Origin of the sequence: Anaerocolumna sedimenticola (genome assembly GCF_009931695.1) — a bacterium.
Lineage (GTDB): Bacteria > Bacillota > Clostridia > Lachnospirales > Lachnospiraceae > Anaerocolumna > Anaerocolumna sedimenticola.
In genome coordinates, this window is record NZ_CP048000.1 from 945,566 (window position 1) to 966,575 (window position 21,010).

Below are 21,010 nucleotides of genomic sequence, written 5' to 3' on the forward strand. Positions count from 1 at the left end.
AAATTTATACAAATGGAGTATATAGACCAAAAAACAAAAGGATGCAATTTTCTAAAGATAAAAAAGTGTCTTCGACACATCAACTCCCCTAGCCCTCATTCATGAGGGGAATCTGGGGGTTTCTTTTTTTGTCATTTTGTTTCATAATAGTCATATGAATATATTACAGAAGATTTTCAATGACAATTATGAAATAATTAAATATTCTCTTCATCCTCGTCATGTTGTTATGGAAAACATTGAAAAGATGATTAACTGCGGCGATCCTTCCTTTGGTGGTGCCATGTACGGCTGTTCCCATTGCGGTGAACTTAAATTCGTTCCTTTCCGCTGTCACTCCAAGTTTTGCCCTACCTGTGGCAGCAAATACTCCAACGATCGTTCTACCACGATATCTTTTAAGTTAATTCGTTGCACTCACCGCCACTGTGTTTTTACTATTGATGAAGAACTTCGTCACTTCTTTTTGGAAGACCGTTCCCTTCTTAACTGTCTTTTCCAGGCGGTCCGTAGCGTTGTTCTTGAACTGTTCCACAAGATGAACAAAAGTAAGAACTATGTTCCCGGTTTTGTCTGTGTTCTACATACTTTTGGCCGTCCTCTTGAATGGAATCCTCACATTCACTGTCTACTTACCGAAGGTGGATTCTCCGATGATGGATTCTGGCGTGTTGTAAAACATTTTAATTACTCTTATTTTAGAAAAGCTTTTCAGACCGCTCTTCTTAATGAAATGGAGAAGCATATCGGTCCATCTTTCAAAAAAACCAAGGCCGCCATCTACAAGAAAGATAAAAATGGTTTCTATGTTTACGCAAGACCAAATCTTTGTGACCCTAATACCGTTGTAAAATATATCAGTCGCTATCTTAGTCGTCCTGTTATTGCTACTTCAAGAATTGACTCCTACGATGGTGAAAATGTAACTTTTCATTATAACAAACATGAGGATAATTCTTATGTTCAGAAAACAATTCCTGTATTAGATTTTATTAAGCTTCTTATCCAACACATCCCCGAAAAGAACTTTAAGATGACGCGCTATTATGGTCTTTATGCTCGTCATCGCGAGTTAGATAAAAGCCTTACCAAAGCTGTACCAAAATCCAAACACAAGATAATTCTGGATTTTAATAAATGGCGTAACCTTATTCTTTTGTCCTTTGGTTACGATCCTTTAAAATGTCCAAAGTGCAATCATACCATGGAGTTTCTGGAACTCTACTTTAACCACAAACGTGTATCTCTAGTTGAACTTTACGAAAGGGCAATGGCAAAGTTTCACTGCCGCTCCAGCGGTAAAGTTACTTGATTTTCTATCCCATCTGGTCCATACTTAAATCATTCTAAGATGGGAGGCACTACTAATGGATCCAAAACAACTAGAGGAACTCAGACAAAACTATATCAAAAATCCTCCAGAAGGAATGACGGCTAAGCTTGTTCGGAACATGACTGATTCTGATCTGCTCGACATGCATTATTTTCTTACCGAGGATGAGGACCTTGATGAGGACGAATTTGAAGAAGGTTTTTATATCTTCTAGCAATATCGTCTGTTTCCTATGCCCGCTTTTAGCGGGCATATTTAATACACAGGTTCTCCGGAGGAGAACTTTCCTAATAAATAAAAAAAACGCGCTTCGCGAGTGTGACAGTTCGCGTGCGCGTTTCTATTAAGTAAACAAAAGTAAATTCGAGTTAATCCTCTATCAAATTAATTCTTCTTATATGCCTTTCATCATTGGAAAACGGTGTATCTAAAAAGGTATCCACTATTTTAAGAGCTAATCCAGGTCCAACCACCCTTGCACCCATTGCTAATATATTGGCATCATTGTGGGATTTCGTTGCTTCTGCACTAAAACAGTCATGGCAGAGTGCTGCTCTTATTCCTTTCACTTTATTAGCCGCTATGGAAATACCAATTCCTGTACCGCAAATCAATATTCCCAGTTCACATTCCTTACTTAAAACTGCTTCTGCAACCTTTTTTGCATATACAGGATAATCACAGGATTCTTTTGAATAAGTTCCATAATCCTTGTATTCTATATTCCTTTCCTTTAAATGTTCCATTACTTCCTTTTTCAGTTCAAAGCCGCCATGATCACTGCCGATTGCTATCATAATGTTTCCTCCTCGTTAAGTTTATATACGGTTTTTTTCACTAAACGTGCCAGTTCAACATAACATTCTTCATAATCAATTAATGTACCACCGTACGGATCTGTTACATCCCCATTTTCTCCTACAAATTCTTTTATGGTATAAACATTATCCGTATTCTCAAAATTATCTATAATACTTTTTTTCTGCTTATCCGTCATGGTTAAAATAAGGGTATTCTCATCAATATCAGAATTTTTTAAACCTTTGGATATATGTCCTTCCAGCTGCAGATTATGGCTTTTTAATACCGTGTCGGCTTTTGGATTGGAAGGTTCGGAAAATAAAACTACCAGCCCCCTGGACATCACCTTAATATCACTGTTGGTTTCCAGACTTTTATATATTGTTTCTGCCATTGGACTTCTGCAAGTATTACCGGTACATACAAATATGATTTTTTCATATTTTATCATATAAACCTCTTTTCTGGATATTCAATTCGAAAACCGAATTATCCGTATATAGCTGCTATATAGATTCTGCCAGGTTAAACTTTTTCTATATGATATCCTGCTGCTTTTAACAACCGATTCATAATAGCTTGTCCTAACCTGTTATTTTCAAAACTTTCCGTAAATATATAATCTGCTCCTTCTGAATCAAAATCCCTTAAAATTTCAAATAAACCTCTTGCTATGGTACTTTCATCTTTCCTTGTTCCTATAGTTTTTACCGACCCTTTCTGATAGGAAGAGAAAGTTTCATCCGTTGCTATGATACCTACCTTAAACCCAGCTTGAAGTTTTTCTTCAGCTGATTTATTAATCGCATCTATCACACTTTTTGTATTTCCCTCGTATATGGTAAGATCTCCTTTGGGAGCATAATGTTTATATTTCATACCCGGTGCTTTCGGTTTCAAATCAGGGTCCTGCACACGGGATAAAACTGCTTTATCGTATTCTACCTCACCAACTACCTGCTTAATCATTTCTTCTGTAATGTAACCGGGTCTTAATATAGCAGGTATCTTAGAAGTAACATCAACGATCGTAGATTCCAAGCCAATCTCAACCTTACCACCGTTAATAATCATATCAATAATTCCGTTCATATCTTCTATGACATGTTCTGCCTTAGTCGGACTGGGCCTTCCGGAAACATTAGCACTTGGAGCCGCTATATAAATACCGGACCTGCGTATCAGTTCGTATGCTATTGGATGAGACGGCATTCGTATAGCTACCGTATCCAGGCCGCCGGTTGTACTATAAGGCACCTTACTGCTCTTATTAAAGATTAAGGTAAGGGGTCCCGGCCAAAAGGCCTCGGCCAGTTTTCTGCCATTTTCCGGACAATCGGCAGTTAATTCATTTAAAGCATTAAAATCAGCAATATGAATAATTAAAGGATTATCCGACGGTCTTCCCTTGGCGGCATAAATCTTACCGGATGCTTCCGGATTCAATCCGTCCGCCCCTAAACCATAAACCGTTTCCGTTGGAAAAGCCACCAACCCTCCCTTTTTAAGAATCTCTGCTGCTTCTTTTAATTCCATTGTATTAAAATCATTACTGTCTATTGTTACTATCTTTGTTTTCATTCTTATTCCAATCTAGCTCCCATTGCACAAATCAACTGTCGGCATATTTTCTGACTGACATAAACATCCGGTTTAAGGATATGCCATTGTATAATCAGGGCAATTAATCTGCTGTATAAGCTTTAAGTACAATTCATAGAAATTATATCTACACATTTACGCACATTATAACACTATAATTTTGATTATGCTATCATTATTTGTCGAGAAGATTATTCAGGTAGGAAATTAACCCCAGATGGATTGCCCATGCCATCTTATCCTGATATTTTTCGTCTGTTAACAAGGCTGCCTCGGCATAATTGGATAAATATCCGCATTCTACAATTACTATCGGACAATTTGTCTTTCTTAACATATAGTAACTGTCATTGGCTTTCGCAACCCTCTTATTTCCGTCCTGTATACTTTTCTTTATCTGATCCTGCATAATTTCAGCAAATTCTTTTCCCGTATCGGAGCTGGTATAATAAAAAACCTGAGCACCTTTTATGCTTTCCTGTGTAAAACTGTTCTGATGTATACTCACGGCAAGAACCGCATTGCTGTTATTAATAATTTCCACACGTTTTCTCATATCTGCAGATTTTTTATTGGAATCACCTGAAGAATAAAGTCCGCTGTCATCACTCCTGGTCATAATGACTTCAATATCGTTCTGTTCCAAAAGCTTCTTCAGTTTTAACGTTATAGATAAATTAATATCTTTTTCCAGTGCTCCGTTAACTCCTACCTTACCTGGGTCCATACCTCCGTGTCCCGCATCTAATACTATGGTAACTTTCTTTTTTGTCTTCGGTGAGGGTGTGGCGGTTCCGGCCTGCTTCATAACATGAATAGCCGGCTCTGCTAACAAAAATACGGATAAACTTATCATAATCAAAAATAATACGTTAAAATACTGTTTAAAACCTTTCCTTTTCATATAATATACCAGTGTCATAAGCTTTAATATATTCTATGAAAGGAATTTCGCTGCTATGAGTTTTGTATGAAAAAGATACTGCTTTACATCTTCTTTTTCATATAACATTTGCAGCCATGTTGCGTTAGCTACCCCCCAATTTGTTCCAGTTGACTGGTGGCAGTGCCGCATATGAAAGCAGATAGTTTTACTTTAAATATTTATTAATAATCTCCCAGATACTTTCTTTTTCAAGACCAAGCTTCCAGCAGGCTATTCCTGCCACGCCGGCTTTATTAATAAGCTTTAGCTTTGCTTCGATGGAATCTTCCTCTTCCAGCCAGATTTTATAGGTAGCTCCATCTTTCTTATATTCACCATAATATTGTCCGGTTTGGTCATCCCATTTTACTTCAACTCCGTTATCATCAAGCAATGCCTGGGCCTTACTCATTCCGTATGCTTCGGAAGTAACGGTAATTTTACCGCTTTTATCCGGAGCCTCTTTCCACATTCTTGTGTAAAAAGGGATACCTATAATAACTCTCTCACCAGGAACCATTTCCAGTATATTGTTAATCGCGTTATCCACAAATCCAATAGAAGCCACGGAGCCGCTTTCTTCTGAGCCACCGTGATGCTCATCATAAGCCATTATAATTACATAATCTGCTACCAAACCTTGTTCTTCCCTGTCATAATAAGCTGAATAACTGGTTGGAACATAATTATCAATGGATAAAACAATGCTGTTATTTCTGCACATTACGGAAAGTTCACGGATAAATTCTATATAATCTGCACCTGCTTCAGAAGATATTTTTTCAAAATCAATATTAATACCATCTAAGTTATATTGTTTTACCGCATTTTTTAAATTCTGAATTAATTTTTCCCTGCTGGAAGTATGGGAGAGTAAATCGGTCATACTTATATCCGTGCTGAAATCATCCACCAGTCCCCAAACCTCAAGGCCAAGAGCATGCGCCTGTTCTACATAACTCTCTTCTGCAAGGGAAGTAATGGAACCCTCATTGTCTGATATCTTAAACCAGGTAGGTGACACTGTGGTAACTCCCTGGGTTTTCTCAATAAGATTACCCAGATTGTTATTCGCATCCATATTAGTAACCTGATGCCATACCAAATTTATACTTCCATCTTTTTTAATGTGCTTATATTCAGGTGCTTTATAATCACTTTTTAATGTGTCATAATAAGATTTAGCCGCATACTTATTCTTCACATAACCAATAATACCATCCTCTGTCATAACCTTACTAAAACCACCCTTTATTACTTCATTGGGATCAACATAGGTCAATGGCTGATCTGGTTCTAATTGTACCAGAATATCACTTTTGATACTTGGTTCATATCTTAGCTGGGTCGCTTTTTTCACAGTTGTCGCTAAATAATCTCCCCATTGGTAATTAATAACAACCCGATCAGGCTCTTTATAATACTCATATGACATGTCCGAAAACTGTTTTACAAAGTCTATGGCAATATATACCGTATTATCTTTTGTTACCGTAATCGGATACTCCGATTGCTTTTTCTTTTCATTTACAAAATAAAAGGAACTGTCTGCTTCCGTTTTAATAACTTCAGTCGGAGTGGTATAGCTTAGTATATTTTCATTGGAATCCCAATAAAACCTTTTATTTAATATCCCGCTTACCGTATCAAAATCAAGATAAACCTTTTGACCCTGCAAGAGAGCTTTTTTTCATATATCTGATTTTGCATTATTACCATAACTTCATTCTTATCTAATTTATAATATTCCGTAAGATCCATTGCTTTATCACTAGGTGTAATCTTCTTGATAATAGCGGCGCCTATGACTACAAAAATAATAACCAAAGCAATGGAAGTACCGATGATTGCCTGTTTTGTTCTTCTATCCATACTTATCCTCCTGGGCTAATATAGAGTACTTTTTTAGTACTTCACACCTTTTCTATTATAACATTTAATTTACACACCGTCATTATTTAAATCGACTATTTTTTAGTTAAATACTCATAACATTTAAATTGAATAAATTTTAAGTCTGTTAAACTCGAAGTTCATCGTATGGATAGTGATATTTGTCGTATAACATGTTTGAATGTCAAAAGAAATAAAGGGCCATAGCAAAATTTAAGAAAAATAAACTCACTTCTAAACGTAAGTTCAAATCTTAAGAATTTTGTAACAGCCCTATAATTCAGAGTATTTTATTTGGTTTTTTTGTTTCTGCCTAATGTATTGAGGATACCTTTTGACAGACCCGTTAAATATGTATTTTTACCCAAATTATTTTATTTTAAACAAATTGGTGCATACGACAATTTACAGTTACAATAGTTTATTATTTGGATAAGAAGGCCATTTGTGATATGTTATACTTATCCGAAATATTTGCTTAAAATAAAACGATTACTCTTATTTTCTTTTAAATAACTACTTACTCATTGAAAAATTTTTGAAAATAAATTAATTACTGATACAGTTAAAAAAAACGGATCCGGTTCATATGGAATTCCATAAACTTTTCTATGAAGCTTTTTTGTAACCCTGTTTATCGTAGCTTGTTCCGAAAAAGGAATAACATAAGTCCACTGCTCACTATTTCTTAAATGTTTTGTGTTTTCTATAAACTGTTCCATTTCATGCTCTTTCCAGACTGACAGGCTGCTGACCACAATTTTTTTATCACAGCGTAAAAATTCACTTTTGTTTTTTACCATATCCGTTCCCAAATCCAGTACTATGCAATCATATTGATCCCCTATGATTTCCGGAATACCCTGCAGGTTTCTTTTCTTATAAAAAGTTACCCTGTGAATTGTGAAAAAATCACGGTTATATATATCCTCGCCAGGATCATAGAAATACTGTTGTAAATATTGAAAGTCACTTCCGGAACCACATTCTAAAAAAGCTGTTTTACGTCCCAGATATTCGCTGAAATAATTACTAAGCATAATCCCCAAATGAGTAACTCCCGCTCCGGGGTGTGTCCCTATTAATCCTATTATGAATTTACCTTGAATTTTTTCCTTTTTTATTTTTTTCATTAATATAGGTTCTCTCTGCATTGCTGCTCCTGTTTCCCTAAGCCTTTATCAGACTCTTTATTAAATCATTCAGATATTCGTTATTTTTTTGCATAAATGGATCGGGCTCGTAAGGGATCCGGTAACAATTAAGCTTATCCATATGTTTTATGATTTTACCAAACTGATTACCATCTAAAAAGTTAAATAAGTACTTAATATCTTCCTGTTTATTTAGAAGCCTTAAAACTTCCTCCGTATTCCCTAATTCCCACTCTTTCCCGCCGGATATGATTAATTTTATATCTGCCCTTAAATAATCCTCCAGATTATTTGTATCCAGACATCCGTAATCCATAACCGTAACCGGATAATCTTGTTTATTAATCGGTAAATTCAAAGTGAAATTCGGAAGTATATTACAGTTAAATATCTGACAGATACCATCTTTTGTCTTTATATTCTGATACCTGTTTAGAATTTCAGAAATGTGGTTAGAATCGTTTCTTTCCATATATAAAGCTTTATTACCATATTTATTATAATAAGCTGTGATAAGGATAGACAGATGTGTCGTACCTATTCTGTGCTGAGTTCCTGCCACCGCAATACTTATGGATTCCTCGTTTATTGATCGGCAGATAATTTTTTTGTGATTTATTTCTAATAGTTTATTTTTTAGTACGTATACGGAAGGATATCTTAAGAAGGGATGCTGCCTGAGACATTGTTCTATAATACGCTGCAAGGATTTTGAATACCTTTTTATGTATTTGTTCTGATACCCTTTTAAGAGCTTGCAGTCATAGGTAGTTCCCGCTGCCATATAATAAAGCAGAGCACCAATTCCATAAATATCCGTCCTCTCATCCGGTGTATGACCAGTATATAATTCCGGTGCGGCGTACCCTTTCGTTCCGAATGAAAATTTTCTTTCAAATAAGTTATTTTTAAAAACGGAGGCTCCGAAATCAATGAGTTTTACCACATTATCAGAAACGATAATGTTCTCCGGTTTTAAGTCTAAATATAAAATTGGATTATCCAGGGAGTAAAGATATTGTAATAAATCACATATTTGTATTGCGAATTTCAGGATAAGATTTTCTTTTAACTGTCGGTATTGTTGTCTGAATACTTTTAAAGATGTGCCCTCGATATACTGTTCTATGATATAAGAGTTAAAGACATCCTCTTCAAAATCATAAATGACAGGTATACAGGAATGTTTAAGATTTTTAAGAATATAAGCTTCATTCAGTAATTGTTCATGTTGGATATGATCCTTACTGATACGCTTAATTGCTCTAAGGGATTTTAACTTTATATGTTCCGCTAAAAATACTTCAGCGCTACCCCCTCGTCCTAACAATTTAATGATTCGATATTTCTGAAACCATATCTGGTCTGACATTATCTCCTTTCTTATTAGAATAAATCCTATAACTTATGACTTTTTTCCGCTTAAATCAATGGAGTAATCCTAATACTTATTATACAATATAACATATCTATACACAACAATTTTCCATTCGACTCTTTTACCAAACTTTTCTTATTTCTTTGTTAATAATGTTAATAAGCAGCTCTGTCATATTATGGGAAATGAAGTAAATATTTAATAAATCTTTCATAAATAATCATATTGACTTTATTTCACATTTAAATTATACTTTGTTTACAACATAGCTAAATGGTGTTACTTTACCTTATTTTAAAGCATGTTGTAACTTTTAATCTATATATTCCAGGCCAGCACATAGAAAAGGATGTGATTCTATGAAGATAGAGAAAATTAGTGACCGCCAGATTCGCTGTACTTTAAGCAGAGATGATTTAGTTGATCGTGAATTACGTATTAGTGAGCTCGCTTACGGAAGTGAGAAAGCAAAGGCCTTATTTCGAGATATGATGCAGCAAGCAAACTATGAATTTGGTTTTGAAGCAGAGGATATTCCCTTGATGATAGAAGCCATTCCGGTTTCGCCTGAGTGTTTAATTTTAGTAATAACCAAAGTTGAAGATCCAGACGAATTGGATACCCGTTTTTCCAAGTTTTCACCGGATACGGATGAACATGAAGATTTATATGAAGACGAAGCAGATGATTCTTATGCAGATGAAATTATAAATTGTTTTGGTCAAATGGATGATTTAATGGGTGAGAATTCTGAGGAAGAAAAAGATGATTTTGTTCCCCTGGCCGAAGCATTATCCATTAATAAAGAGGATACTCCCGAGGAGGATTCATCCAGTCAGAAGAGTGTTTCTTTTCAGACTAATTTAGTAAAAGTATATTCCTTCAAAACACTTAATGAAGTTACAAAATTAGCAAGCGTGATTTTTGCTTATTATAAAGGAACTAACAGTCTATATAAAAATCCTGTTAACTCCATATACTATCTAATCATTACAAAATCTGACCATTCACCGGAAGAATTTAACAAAATCTGTAATATTATATCGGAATACGGAAGATCAGAACGTACCACTTATGCAAGCCCTTATTATTATGAAGAACATTACGAAGTAATTATAAAGAACAATGCAGTTCAGATATTAGCAAGTTTATAATCATTCTTAACAAAGTAATAGGATAATAAACCTTATGAAACAAGGGCCTCCGACAGTGACGGAGGCCCTTGTTTATTCGGACAAAGTGTTTTTGCTTATTATGTTTCGGACAAATTCTGCCGAACCGCAAGAAACACGCTTTGCGAGTTTCTTCGGTTCGCGTGCCCCTTCGAATTATTGCGAGCAAGCTTGCTAATTCTTACTTTGCTTTCGCTGAAATTACCAAAACAACCCGGAATAAGATATTATTCCGGGTTGTTTATATTAATTATGAATATTTGCTTTCAGCATAATTTGGTATTTATTATTTTGTGCTAAGATATTCGTTAATTGTTTCTAATAATTGATCTGCATCCATACCATGAACCATAGCAGCTTCTTCCAAGGATTCTCCCTGAGAGGAAGGACAACCAACACAATGCATACCGGATGCCATTAAAATAGGGATAATACCCTGATCTACTCTGATAATTTCACCAATTGTCATGTCTTTTGATATTTGAGCCATGTATATACCTCCTTACGTTTATTATAAACGATTATATTTATTTGTATGTGAACTTCTTCATTATAATCTATGTTCCAAATCCCGTCAAGGGTATAATTTAGGATACCAAAACAAACAAAATGTGCAGAATTTTCTAATGATTATTAAGTGGTATTTATACAATATATTCTTTCAAAAGCCCAACATGAAATTTATATAGATTTAACTTGTATTATATCTGATTTTATATTAAAATAATGAAGAAAACTAAATAGGAGGTACATAATCATGGCATATAAAATTTCTGACGAATGTATTAGCTGCGGCGCTTGTGCAGGCGAATGTCCTGTAGGAGCTATTTCCGAAGGCGCAAGTCATTATGAAATCGACGCTGATGCTTGTTTGGATTGTGGAGCTTGTGCAGCTACATGTCCAACCGGTGCTATTGAGGCTTAATATATTCAAAACTAAGAGGCTGAATAAATGGATATTCCATTTATTCAGCCCCTTATTATTTTTACTTTTTTGAAAAAAGTCCTTTTTTCTTTTTCAGCCGGTCTATCTTTGCTGCAGCGAATTCGGTACGCCCATTTTGTAATTCACGTAATGTCCGATCAAATTGTTTAAATCTCTCTTCTTCCCTTTCTTCTTTCATCCGCAGTAAAAAGTCCATTTCTTTAATTACGCTTTTCGTTACCACATCACTTACGGAATCCGATAAAACGTCATTATTATCCCTGATGGCGTCCGTAATCAGGCTGTTCATAATCGACTTAAACTGATCCAGTTTATTTACTGATTTTTCCACAATATCATCCTGTTCGTTACCCCTTGCTCCTTGAACAGATAAAGAAGCCTGATTACTTTCTCCAACAATAGCATCCATATACTTTTTATCCCATTCCTGTTGCATCTTTTCTACTTCCTCTTTATCCAAATTACTTAATTTCTGAATTTCAGGCAAAAGCATTTTAATTGCACGCAGCTGGTATCCTTTTTCTTTCAGGATTTTAACCGCTTTTAAGACCTCTATATCCTCTTCTCTATAATATCTGTGCCCCATTTCATTTCTAAGTATATGTAAATCTAACTCTTCCTCCCAATATCGTAATGTATGCTGTTCAATATCTATTCTTTTTGAGGCCTCTGATATCATATATCGAGTTTCGCGCATAGCTCTTCCTCCTCTGTTAATTGTAATATTTTTACACTTTTTAATTATATCACAGCAATACATCAATGCAATAGACCTGGAGTACTTTCTCAATTAATTTGTCGACAGGGATTGGCAGAAGCTTGTCCAGCTCTCCACCCCTTGACATTTTCCAACGGCAACCACCATTTTAAACCGAAATAAAAAAACTCTGTCTTTGAAATAAGTTAAGAGTATTTCTTACTCACTTATACCAAAAACAGAGCCATTCTTATGGTTATCAGATCAATATGTAATAACTCCACATTACTGATAAAAATTTATGAATTTCCTTGCCTTTCCAAATTAGCAAATTTCGTATATTGAGACAACCAGGCCAGTTTTACCGTACCGGTAGGACCGTTTCTTTGTTTACCAATAATAACTTCAGATATTCCTGCTTCCTCCGAATCATGATTATAATAATCATCACGGTATAAAAACATAACAATATCCGCATCCTGTTCAATAGCACCGGATTCCCTAAGGTCGGATAACATTGGTCTTTTATCGGGACGCTGTTCAACTGCACGGCTTAACTGAGATAATGCAACGACCGGGACGTTAAGCTCCCTTGCCAGGCCTTTTAAAGAACGGGATATCTCTGAAATTTCCTGCTGTCTGGATTCTGATTTCTTTCCACCGGTCATTAACTGTAAATAATCTATGATTACCAGTCCCAGATTATGTTCCAATTTAAATTTCCTGCATTTAGAACGAAGTTCGCTTATGGAAATACTGGAAGTATCATCTATAATCAGATTGGAATTACCGATTACCCTTGCACTTTCCACCAGCTTTAACCAATCGTCATCACTTAAATCGCCTGTCCTCATAGATTGGGAATTAACCTTAGAATGCATGGACATGATACGTTTTACCAACTGATCCTTGGACATTTCCAAGCTGAATATGGCGGTAGTTACATTATTTCTTAATACAACATGCTCAGCAATATTTAAAACAAATGCTGTTTTACCCATGGACGGTCTCGCAGCGATTAAAATTAAATCCGATGGCTGTAAACCTGCTGTTTTATAATCCAAATCATAAAATCCTGTAGCAACACCGGTTACACTGCCTTTATTCCTTGCCGCTGCTTCAATACTCTCCAGGGATTTAAACACAATTTCTTTAATACTAACAAATTCACCGGAATTTCGTTTTTGAAGGATATCAAACATCTTCTTCTCCGAATCTTCCAGAATCGTCTCTAACTTTTCTTTATCCAGATAACATTCATTTGTAATAGATTCCGTTACTTTTATTAATTGTCTTAAGGTTGATTTCTCCTTAACAATGTTTGCATAGTACCTGACATTGGCTGATGTCGGAACAGAAGTAATCAGATCTCTGATAAATTCCAAGCTGCATAATTCCGGTGGTACATCTTTCTCTTTTAATTTATTCTGAAGGGTAATTAAGTCAACCGGTTTACCCTCATTAAAAAGCTCTAGCATGGCATCAAACAAGACACCATAACGATTTTCATAAAAGTCTTCCCCTGTTATTAGCTCAGAAGCCGCCACAATTGCATCCTTATCCATTATCATGGATCCGATTACCGATTGCTCTGCTTCTGTACTATGAGGAAACACCTTTTTTATAAATGCCTCATCCATCTGCCTTTCCTCCTGATATCCCCTTTATTGCTCACTTACCTTTACCTTAAGTTCTGCTGTTACCTGGGGATGGAGTTTTACAGGAACCGTATGGGTTCCGATTGTCTTGACAGGTTCCGGAAGGTGTAATTTTTTCTTGTCAATATCGATTCCGCATTGGGCTTTCAGTGCCGCAGCAATTTCCTTTGAGGAAATGGAACCAAAAGTTCTTCCGCCTTCTCCGGCTTTAATTTTAACCTCCAGGGTTTTTGTTTCCAGATTTTTACCTAACGCCTGAGCTTCTTCCAATAATTCTTTTTGTCTTTTATCTTCTGCTGCTTTCTGCAATTTTAAATCATTTAAGTTTTTTGCATTAGCCTCTAAACCTAACTTTTTCGGTAATATAAAATTTCTGGCATAGCCATCACTTACATTTACTAATTCACCTTTTTTTCCTAAGGCTTTCACATCCTGTAATAAAATAACCTGCATATCTATTCTCCTTTCAAATAAAAACGAGTTTTAGGTTGCAACTACCTAAAAACTATAATTCTCCTTCTTGTTTCATAGCCGACAGAGTTTCTTTTAAATCATCAATTGCTTCTGCCAGGGTGGAATTGGCAAACTGGGCACCTGCGACACTCATATGCCCGCCGCCGCCAAGTCGTTCCATAATCAGCTGCACATTAACTTCATCTATGGAACGGGCGCTTAAATATATTTTATCATTAAATTCTGTAAAAACAAAAGATGCACGGATATTGGTAATATTAAGCAGTTCATTGGCTACCTGTGCTCCCAATACCGTTGGACTGTAAATTCCTGCACTGGAGCATACCGTAATAGCAAAATGTTCCAGGTAAACTTCGGTCGCACTGATTGCTTCCGCTTTGGTCTTATATTCACCCATTTCGCTGCGGAAAGCTTTGCGGATACGGGTAACATCCGCACCGTTACGTCTTAAAAATGCAGCTGCTTCAAATGTCCTTACGCCGGTTTTCGTAAGAAAATTGTTGGTATCAATCATTACACCGGCGTACATGGCGTCTGCTTCCACCTGCTTTAGTCTCAGCCCGTCCCCGATATACTGCAGGATTTCCGCTACCATTTCACAGGATGAGGAAGCGTAGGGTTCAATATAGGATAAAACTGCATTTTCAATTGCTTCCCCTGTCTGACGGTGATGATCCAATATAACTATAGTCTTTGTTAAAGACAGCAATTCCTTGCACTCCGTATAATTGGGCCGGTTTACATCAACGATAACCAGAAGTGTGTTATTATCTACCACACCCATTGCCTGATCGCTTTTCAAAAACATATCTTCTTCATAATCCGGATTATTAATAAATCTGGTCATTAACGGACGGACGGAAGTAGTTACTTCATTTATGACAATATGAGCTTTTTTATTTAAAGTTTTAGCAATACGGTAAATACCGATTCCAGCTCCAAAGGAGTCTACATCCCCAATGGCATGTCCCATTATTACTACCTTATCTTTTGCTTCCACAAATTCCTTTAAGGCATGGGCTTTTACTCTTGCCTTTACCCTTGTACTCTTCTCCAGCTGTATACTCTTACCGCCATAATAAAGAAGTTTATCTCCTTCTTTTACGACAGCCTGATCACCGCCCCTGCCCAGAGCTAAATCAATGGCTGCTCTTGCATATTCATAACTTAGCAGGTAGGAATCCGTATTTACACCAAGTCCGATACTGATGGTTACAGACATTTCATTACCGATATTTACGGCACGTACTTCCTCTAACAAGCTGAATTTACTTATTTGCAGCTGCTGCAGGTATTTCTGTTTAAACATAAAGATATATTTATCTTTTTCGAGCTTCTTAACGATTGCATCGATACTCTGCATATACTTATTAATTTTACGGTCAACTAAAGCGATTAACAAGGAACGCCTTACTTCATCAATACTTTCTAAGGCTTCTTCGTAATTATCGATATATAAAAGCCCTGTAATCATCTTCTGCTCGTAATTTTCCCGAATCAGAGTCTTTATCTCCGTTTCATCATAGAGATACATGGCAATCAAAGTATTGGAATCATTTAATCCCATATCATCTTCCTGATATTCAAAGGGTGAACTGTCTGAAAAATCAACGGCGACTATTTTTCTTAATATTATCTTATAATAACTGTTATTTCTTGCCGCATTCACAGTTTTATCCTGCATATCCTTTGGCAGAACAGAAACAGTGATTTCCGGAAAAATGTTGGTTATTGACTTACGGGCTGATTTTTCATTCTCTATGATATCCAGGAATTCATTATTCCCCCATAGGAGTCTTCCTTCATAATCCAGAATCGCATAAGGTAAAGCCATCTCTTTTAATAATTGTTTTTGGACCTGACCATAGTCAGCGGCATAGCGAATTAAATCACCTATTATAACAGGTCGTTTAAAAAAGTACAAAAGCATTGCCAACACGATATATAGTATTGAGAAACCTAGCATTACTAATCCGGCTTTATTATCTATTAAGTATATAAACAGATTCATGCATGCCAATAACATTGACAGCATAATCGGCCAGCGCAGATATGCTTTCAACGCTCCCTTTACTTTAATGTTCCTTTTCATTCTACCATGCTCCTTATATAATCAATATCGGCGATAAATCAGCTTAAAAAGTTAAAAATAGCCCTAATTTTCCTTATAATTTTATTGTGATGTACATTATACCATTTATAACGGTTAAATTAAAGTTATTTTTATAATTTAATGCTGGAAGGAATGAAAGGGGGGTGTTGTTAACCGCTTACCAGGTTGATTTCAACATCATCATCCGGAACAAACCCAACACTCTTATATAATCCTATCGCATTTTCATTACAATCATCCGCCATTAAAAACGCTCTCTTGGCTTCTCTTTCCTTTCCAAACTTTATACCTTGTAAAATCAGCTTTCTACCGATTCCCTTTCCCTGGTAATCGGGATGTACTGCAATTTCCCGAAGCCATAATACAGGACCATTTGTACTGTCATAATCATAAACGGCAACAAGTGCAATTCCAACTATTTTATCTGATTCTTTATGTATTAAAATACTGCAGTGCCTTGAATTACTATCTTTGGCATTGGGGTTTTCTCCCTTTATCCAGCTCCTGATTCCCTCTTCACTTTCGCCGTGAAATCCTCTGCTCTGATTTCTACAGGATAAGGTCACCTCGGAAGCCTGTTTGCATTCCTTTTCCTGTAACAGACAATAATCCCCATATCCCTTTATTTTCGTTATATCCTGAATCCAATATCCGCGAAATATAGCATAGTCGGAAAAACCATTCTCATTAAAATAATCTTTCCATTTTGCGGGGATAAAAGAAATCAATATGTTAGGACCCAGCCTTTTTACAGCAGAGACCAGATCCTCTGCGATATTAGCTGCCCAGGAAACCCCGAAGCAACCGATTTCTGAATTTTCTCCATATATAAGAAGTATGGATTCATCCTTTTGGATTAATTGATAATTCTGAACATTTTCATATTCCAGATATTCAAAAGAATTATATTTATAGGTAACCGATTCCTTTTTTAGATTATCAAATTCTTGCTTCGTCATATTTACTCCTTTCAGACTTATGTGAAATTATTCCATATCCTGATTTTATTATATCACAGGTTAATAATCGTTTATACCTCTGAAAGTTAGAATTAATAGGTAAAATCCTCTTAAGGTAATGTTCCGGCATAAAGCAAAATAGCCTGCTGTATGTGCAGCAAGCTATTTTTTCGGAGGTTTTAAAAAGCCCAGTTTTTTTCTAATATATATTAATCTCTTCCCCTCAGGATTAGGATATTTTAGAAAACATATGCACCAATGGTACCAACAAAAGTTGCCTTATAGGTACCGTTTGATTGAAGCATTGTATATTTTAAATTTAATGTTCCGCTGCATTCGGCATCCACACCGGAATTATATTCGCTGTACTCAATAGAGTCCGGTACATCATAAAGCGATGCATAAGTTTTAGTAATCGTTTTAGTATAAGAATAATACCATGCGTATGGAGTTACTACACTATTAGTCTCAAATACTTGCGCACCTTTTTCGGTATCAACTGTTTCTGCAGCATATGCAGTGGCGCTGAAAGATAATAACATAACTGCTGTCAAAAGAAATGCCATAACTTTTTTCATATAAAATATCTCCTTTGTTTTTTTATTTATAATCATTATAACTATGCAATCTTACATGGATGTGACATTTTTAGAAATTATCTTTTATTTTTCGATACCGCCATAATGGATAATAAGATATGGCTATATTTAATAATAAATAGCCAAGAATTAAATATACAACATATACCCAGGGCATCCTACAAAAATACATCACATAAGTGTATTTACCCGCTTCCAGTATGCTGCCGCTTTTAAATAAACCACCGAACTCCTTTAAATATATGGCAGTAAGAGATATAAATATAATAGCAATACCAAGTACAACCGCTAAAAAACTGTTTTTTAAAATATTATAAAGATATAAAAACTGTAACTTATTCCTATCCATTCCCAATATATTAAGTATATAATTTCGTTTATTATCTGCTTCCATTCTGGATATCTGATTATTGCACTGCACTGTAATGGTAATAATAAGGACAATGGAATTCAGTAATAAAGATATAAACAGACTAATCCTGGCATTATATTTTGCATCTTCTTTTTGAATTCTGATATTTTGAATAATATATTCCTTTTCCAACTTGGATATCTCTACATCGGTTCTTTCATAATTTGCGTTCCTGTTAGCATATATCTGCAGGTATTCATAGCTTTTTATATCCTTAGCCGAAACTAACTTTTCATATATGGAATCATTACAGATAATGGAGTATGGCTTTGATAATAAAGCTTGAGAATTCTTATGCTCAATCTCGTAGATAATTCCTCCGATTTTTACTTTAACCTCTCCCCTGGCGCCATTTATGATTATTTCATCTCCTATTTTTAGGGTATCTTCCGTCACACGACTGAGTGATGACTTTGATATCTGCAATGCCGCATCCAAACTATTTAAGATAATACCATCAGGCATCTTGTAATATGCCGGCAAGTATACGATTACTTCATTCCCATGTAAAAAAGCATCCGCCGACAAATTACCCTCATCTATCTCATCAAGATAAAACTGATAATCCCTTTCATCCTGTAACAAACCGAAAACCGTAGCAAATGTTCCTGATTTCTTTGCATATCTAGGATAATAGTTAAACTTTAAACAATCTGCGTATTTGCTTTTTTCTATTCCGTTCCAGGTAATGGGCAGATACTTAGTAATTTGGTATGCTCTGACATAAGCAATTCCATAAATATTCCTGATTCGTTCCACTTCTTCTTCGGACATATGGACCTGAGGTTCATAGTAGGTAGCCATGTTTCCATATTCATAATCTGCTGTAAATGTATTTTTTATATAAGTATAATCTTTGTATTTTTGGTATGTCCAATAAGCAGTACTGACAAGTACCAGAAAAGTACTGATAGTAAGGCAAAAATAAACAATAGCTTCCCTGGAATGGAAACGGTTGAATATCTTCACCATATTTCTTACGGTTAACGGTCTGAATTTTCTTTTGTGAAGTGGTATTATTCTATTTACCGGCTGTAAATTCAAATTACCTGTTAACGGCATCTGTCTGATCCGCAGTACAGAGCATAAGGCAAACAGAATGGTAAAACCTATGAGAATAAGTAATAATGTTATTAATTTCAGGCTGTTTATCGAAATGATAAATTCCTGAGGAAAAAATGCACTCACTAGTTGATAACCCAAATAAACGGCTAATAAGACAATAATAATTCCGGCTGTATAGGCTATAGAAAAAACAATTAACAGTTCTTTAAAATAAAGTGAAAAAATCTGGGCTTTACTTGCTCCCAGACAACGCATAATTACAAAACTTTTATTATGCTTCTTTTGGGAAGAATATAATATTTGAAAAATAAAAAAAGCTGAGGTTATGGTAACAAGAATTATCAAAATTGAGTCGGATAGGAATGTTTCGAATTCTCTGCTTTTTTTAATATACTCAAAATACGTATAATCATTTTTAATAAATTTCCCTCGGTTTAAAGTAAGCATAGACAATTCATCGGTATTTTCTACGAATTTATTTTTAATAATTCCAAAAATATTTTCAAAAAACACAGGGGTTTTAAGGGAGGTATCCGTAACGAAGAAAGATATCAGCTGATTACCGTCCGTTTTCCATATGGAGGAATAATTTTTTAATACACCGGTGAGGATAAAATTCCTGGTTATTACCTCCTGGCTGTTATTATTATGGATACGGATTTTCAGGGTTATTTCCTGTCCCAGTACATACGAATACCCCATCATGGATAGATAAGCCATCTCTATGGCCACCTCGTTGTCCTTTACGGGTAGTCTTCCGTCCAGAAGAGATAGTCCCATATGTGCCGTATTTTTATCCACGGAACCGATTACTCCCAAAGTACTCCCGTTACTTCTTAATACCTCCCCATAACCGGTCATCTTACCGATACTTTTTATTGTTCCATGATTTTTAAGATCCTTATATAAACTATCATCCGTATTATAAACAGATATATGCCAGCTGCCGTAGATATCTTTACGCTGCTGTTCTTCGGTTTTAATCATGCTGTCATGCAGAACGGTAACGGTAATGGTAAAAGTACAGGCTAAAACAATTACAGTAAATAAAGATAGATACGACTTTTTATATTTTTTTAAATTTAATCTGACTAATTTATTAAAATAGCTCATATCATTTCACCAACTGAATCCGATACAATTTTTCCGTCCTGCAGGGTTATTACCCTGTTTGACTGTCCGGCAATTTCCAGGTTGTGGGTTACCAGTAACGTTGTTTGATTGAATATTCGGTAACAATACTGAAGAGCATCTATAACCTGCTCTCCGCTTTTAATGTCCAGATTACCGGTTGGTTCATCTGCTAACAGAAGATCAGGTTTCACAGATAAAGCCCGTGCCAAAGCCGCCCTTTGCTGTTCACCGCCGGATAATTCATGGGGATATTTGTTTTTTTTATCTCCCATTTCGATAATCTCCAGGACCTCATCAATGAACTTCATATTCGGTTTACTTTGGTCCAGATAGGAGGGCAGGCAAATATTCTCCAGGACCGTAAATTCCGGTATTAAATTAAATGCCTGGAAAACGATTCCTATCTTTTTTCGTCTGATTCTGGCTAACTCCTTATCTTTACGTACATAAAGATCAATATCCTCCAGGATAACTTGTCCTTTATCCGGAATTAAAAGCCCGCCGGCTATATTAAGTAAAGTAGACTTACCGGAACCGCTTCTTCCTATAATCGTTGTAAAACTTCCCTTATCAATGGAGAGATTTATTCCATCCAGAGCTGTAACCATACCGGTTCCTTTTCCGAATGTTTTACTTATGCCCTCTAATTTTAATATACTCATCTGTCTCCCCTCCATTCCCAGTTATTCATTAGG

Annotated in this window: 21 protein-coding genes; 4 read left to right on the plus strand and 17 right to left on the minus strand. The window is 35.6% G+C overall.

Annotation, left to right across the window (positions count from 1 at the left end):
- Positions 1-154 precede the first annotated feature (154 nt).
- The gene (locus tag Ana3638_RS04170; RefSeq protein WP_161836913.1) at positions 155-1,312 is read left to right on the plus strand and encodes an IS91 family transposase; all 1,158 of its coding nucleotides are present in this window, start codon (positions 155-157) and stop codon (positions 1,310-1,312) included.
- Positions 1,313-1,367: 55 nt separating this feature from the next.
- Complete coding sequence (locus Ana3638_RS04175; RefSeq protein WP_161836914.1) at positions 1,368-1,547, plus strand: hypothetical protein; 180 nt, start codon at positions 1,368-1,370, stop codon at positions 1,545-1,547.
- A gap of 154 nt (positions 1,548-1,701) precedes the next feature.
- Here Ana3638_RS04175 and rpiB read toward each other — a convergent pair whose 3' ends face one another.
- The 8 genes from rpiB to Ana3638_RS04215 all read right to left on the minus strand — a co-directional run bounded on the left by rpiB (position 1,702) and on the right by Ana3638_RS04215 (position 9,080).
- The gene (rpiB, locus tag Ana3638_RS04180; RefSeq protein WP_161836915.1) at positions 1,702-2,130 is read right to left on the minus strand and encodes a ribose 5-phosphate isomerase B; all 429 of its coding nucleotides are present in this window, start codon (positions 2,128-2,130) and stop codon (positions 1,702-1,704) included.
- Positions 2,127-2,585: a low molecular weight protein arginine phosphatase gene (locus tag Ana3638_RS04185; RefSeq protein ID WP_161836916.1), complete on the minus strand. Its 459-nt coding sequence runs from the start codon at positions 2,583-2,585 to the stop codon at positions 2,127-2,129. Before Ana3638_RS04185 ends, rpiB begins: the two co-directional genes overlap by 4 nt.
- Before the next feature lie 74 nt (positions 2,586-2,659).
- A complete protein-coding gene (locus Ana3638_RS04190; RefSeq protein ID WP_161836917.1) occupies positions 2,660-3,715 on the minus strand; it encodes an L-threonylcarbamoyladenylate synthase in 1,056 nt (351 codons plus the stop codon).
- A gap of 196 nt (positions 3,716-3,911) precedes the next feature.
- Entirely contained in the window at positions 3,912-4,640 is a 729-nt protein-coding gene (locus Ana3638_RS04195; RefSeq protein ID WP_161836918.1) for an N-acetylmuramoyl-L-alanine amidase, read from the minus strand.
- 187 nt (positions 4,641-4,827) lie between these two features.
- Entirely contained in the window at positions 4,828-6,339 is a 1,512-nt protein-coding gene (locus Ana3638_RS04200; RefSeq protein WP_161836919.1) for a glycosyl hydrolase family 18 protein, read from the minus strand.
- On the minus strand, positions 6,300-6,533 hold the full coding sequence (locus Ana3638_RS04205) for a hypothetical protein (protein WP_161836920.1): 234 nt from the start codon (positions 6,531-6,533) through the stop codon (positions 6,300-6,302). The genes Ana3638_RS04200 and Ana3638_RS04205 overlap by 40 nt, the downstream gene beginning before the upstream one ends.
- A 545-nt stretch (positions 6,534-7,078) precedes the next feature.
- Positions 7,079-7,708, minus strand: coding sequence for a hypothetical protein (locus tag Ana3638_RS04210; protein WP_161836921.1), 630 nt, complete (start codon positions 7,706-7,708; stop codon positions 7,079-7,081).
- A 16-nt stretch (positions 7,709-7,724) separates the two neighbouring features.
- Complete coding sequence (locus Ana3638_RS04215) at positions 7,725-9,080, minus strand: serine/threonine-protein kinase (protein ID WP_161836922.1); 1,356 nt, start codon at positions 9,078-9,080, stop codon at positions 7,725-7,727.
- Positions 9,081-9,445: 365 nt separating this feature from the next.
- Here Ana3638_RS04215 and Ana3638_RS04220 point away from each other — a divergent pair, with 365 nt between their 5' ends.
- On the plus strand, positions 9,446-10,240 hold the full coding sequence (locus Ana3638_RS04220) for an adaptor protein MecA (RefSeq protein WP_161836923.1): 795 nt from the start codon (positions 9,446-9,448) through the stop codon (positions 10,238-10,240).
- 304 nt (positions 10,241-10,544) lie between these two features.
- Here the strand turns inward: Ana3638_RS04220 and Ana3638_RS04225 are convergent, their stop codons facing one another.
- On the minus strand, positions 10,545-10,748 hold the full coding sequence (locus tag Ana3638_RS04225) for a DUF1858 domain-containing protein (protein WP_161836924.1): 204 nt from the start codon (positions 10,746-10,748) through the stop codon (positions 10,545-10,547).
- Between the two features lie 267 nt (positions 10,749-11,015).
- On the opposite strand from Ana3638_RS04225, the gene Ana3638_RS04230 reads away from it, so the two are divergent.
- Entirely contained in the window at positions 11,016-11,183 is a 168-nt protein-coding gene (locus tag Ana3638_RS04230; protein WP_073277858.1) for a DUF362 domain-containing protein, read from the plus strand.
- Between the two features lie 61 nt (positions 11,184-11,244).
- Here Ana3638_RS04230 and Ana3638_RS04235 read toward each other — a convergent pair whose 3' ends face one another.
- The 8 genes from Ana3638_RS04235 to Ana3638_RS04270 form a co-directional block, all read right to left on the minus strand.
- Positions 11,245-11,901 (minus strand): helix-turn-helix domain-containing protein, encoded by a 657-nt coding sequence (locus Ana3638_RS04235; protein WP_161836925.1) that lies wholly within the window; start codon positions 11,899-11,901, stop codon positions 11,245-11,247.
- 299 nt (positions 11,902-12,200) lie between these two features.
- Entirely contained in the window at positions 12,201-13,541 is a 1,341-nt protein-coding gene (gene dnaB / locus Ana3638_RS04240) for a replicative DNA helicase (protein WP_161836926.1), read from the minus strand.
- A 24-nt stretch (positions 13,542-13,565) separates the two neighbouring features.
- Entirely contained in the window at positions 13,566-14,012 is a 447-nt protein-coding gene (gene rplI, locus Ana3638_RS04245; protein WP_161836927.1) for a 50S ribosomal protein L9, read from the minus strand.
- 52 nt (positions 14,013-14,064) lie between these two features.
- Positions 14,065-16,125 carry a DHH family phosphoesterase gene (locus tag Ana3638_RS04250; protein WP_161836928.1) on the minus strand — a complete coding sequence of 687 codons (2,061 nt, stop codon included), beginning with the start codon at positions 16,123-16,125 and terminating at the stop codon, positions 14,065-14,067.
- Positions 16,126-16,295: 170 nt separating this feature from the next.
- Complete coding sequence (locus tag Ana3638_RS04255) at positions 16,296-17,105, minus strand: GNAT family N-acetyltransferase (RefSeq protein ID WP_161836929.1); 810 nt, start codon at positions 17,103-17,105, stop codon at positions 16,296-16,298.
- 239 nt (positions 17,106-17,344) lie between these two features.
- Positions 17,345-17,683 (minus strand): hypothetical protein, encoded by a 339-nt coding sequence (locus tag Ana3638_RS04260; protein ID WP_161836930.1) that lies wholly within the window; start codon positions 17,681-17,683, stop codon positions 17,345-17,347.
- A gap of 70 nt (positions 17,684-17,753) precedes the next feature.
- A complete protein-coding gene (locus Ana3638_RS04265; RefSeq protein WP_161836931.1) occupies positions 17,754-20,294 on the minus strand; it encodes an ABC transporter permease in 2,541 nt (846 codons plus the stop codon).
- Complete coding sequence (locus tag Ana3638_RS04270; protein WP_161836932.1) at positions 20,291-20,977, minus strand: ABC transporter ATP-binding protein; 687 nt, start codon at positions 20,975-20,977, stop codon at positions 20,291-20,293. The genes Ana3638_RS04265 and Ana3638_RS04270 overlap by 4 nt, the downstream gene beginning before the upstream one ends.
- Positions 20,978-21,010: the final 33 nt, after the last annotated feature.

Coding starts and splice junctions, on each gene's coding strand:
- Ana3638_RS04270 (WP_161836932.1), bottom strand. CDS start 20,977: ATGAGTATATTAAAATTAGAGGGCATAAGTAAAACATTCGGAAAAGGA.
- Ana3638_RS04175 (WP_161836914.1), top strand. CDS start 1,368: ATGGATCCAAAACAACTAGAGGAACTCAGACAAAACTATATCAAAAAT.
- Ana3638_RS04170 (WP_161836913.1), top strand. CDS start 155: ATGAATATATTACAGAAGATTTTCAATGACAATTATGAAATAATTAAA.
- Ana3638_RS04235 (WP_161836925.1), bottom strand. CDS start 11,901: ATGCGCGAAACTCGATATATGATATCAGAGGCCTCAAAAAGAATAGAT.
- Ana3638_RS04260 (WP_161836930.1), bottom strand. CDS start 17,683: ATGAAAAAAGTTATGGCATTTCTTTTGACAGCAGTTATGTTATTATCT.
- Ana3638_RS04265 (WP_161836931.1), bottom strand. CDS start 20,294: ATGAGCTATTTTAATAAATTAGTCAGATTAAATTTAAAAAAATATAAA.
- dnaB (WP_161836926.1), bottom strand. CDS start 13,541: ATGGATGAGGCATTTATAAAAAAGGTGTTTCCTCATAGTACAGAAGCA.
- Ana3638_RS04210 (WP_161836921.1), bottom strand. CDS start 7,708: ATGCAGAGAGAACCTATATTAATGAAAAAAATAAAAAAGGAAAAAATT.
- Ana3638_RS04190 (WP_161836917.1), bottom strand. CDS start 3,715: ATGAAAACAAAGATAGTAACAATAGACAGTAATGATTTTAATACAATG.
- Ana3638_RS04205 (WP_161836920.1), bottom strand. CDS start 6,533: ATGGATAGAAGAACAAAACAGGCAATCATCGGTACTTCCATTGCTTTG.
- Ana3638_RS04220 (WP_161836923.1), top strand. CDS start 9,446: ATGAAGATAGAGAAAATTAGTGACCGCCAGATTCGCTGTACTTTAAGC.
- Ana3638_RS04250 (WP_161836928.1), bottom strand. CDS start 16,125: ATGAAAAGGAACATTAAAGTAAAGGGAGCGTTGAAAGCATATCTGCGC.
- rpiB (WP_161836915.1), bottom strand. CDS start 2,130: ATGATAGCAATCGGCAGTGATCATGGCGGCTTTGAACTGAAAAAGGAA.
- rplI (WP_161836927.1), bottom strand. CDS start 14,012: ATGCAGGTTATTTTATTACAGGATGTGAAAGCCTTAGGAAAAAAAGGT.
- Ana3638_RS04255 (WP_161836929.1), bottom strand. CDS start 17,105: ATGACGAAGCAAGAATTTGATAATCTAAAAAAGGAATCGGTTACCTAT.
- Ana3638_RS04215 (WP_161836922.1), bottom strand. CDS start 9,080: ATGTCAGACCAGATATGGTTTCAGAAATATCGAATCATTAAATTGTTA.
- Ana3638_RS04185 (WP_161836916.1), bottom strand. CDS start 2,585: ATGATAAAATATGAAAAAATCATATTTGTATGTACCGGTAATACTTGC.
- Ana3638_RS04195 (WP_161836918.1), bottom strand. CDS start 4,640: ATGAAAAGGAAAGGTTTTAAACAGTATTTTAACGTATTATTTTTGATT.
- Ana3638_RS04225 (WP_161836924.1), bottom strand. CDS start 10,748: ATGGCTCAAATATCAAAAGACATGACAATTGGTGAAATTATCAGAGTA.
- Ana3638_RS04230 (WP_073277858.1), top strand. CDS start 11,016: ATGGCATATAAAATTTCTGACGAATGTATTAGCTGCGGCGCTTGTGCA.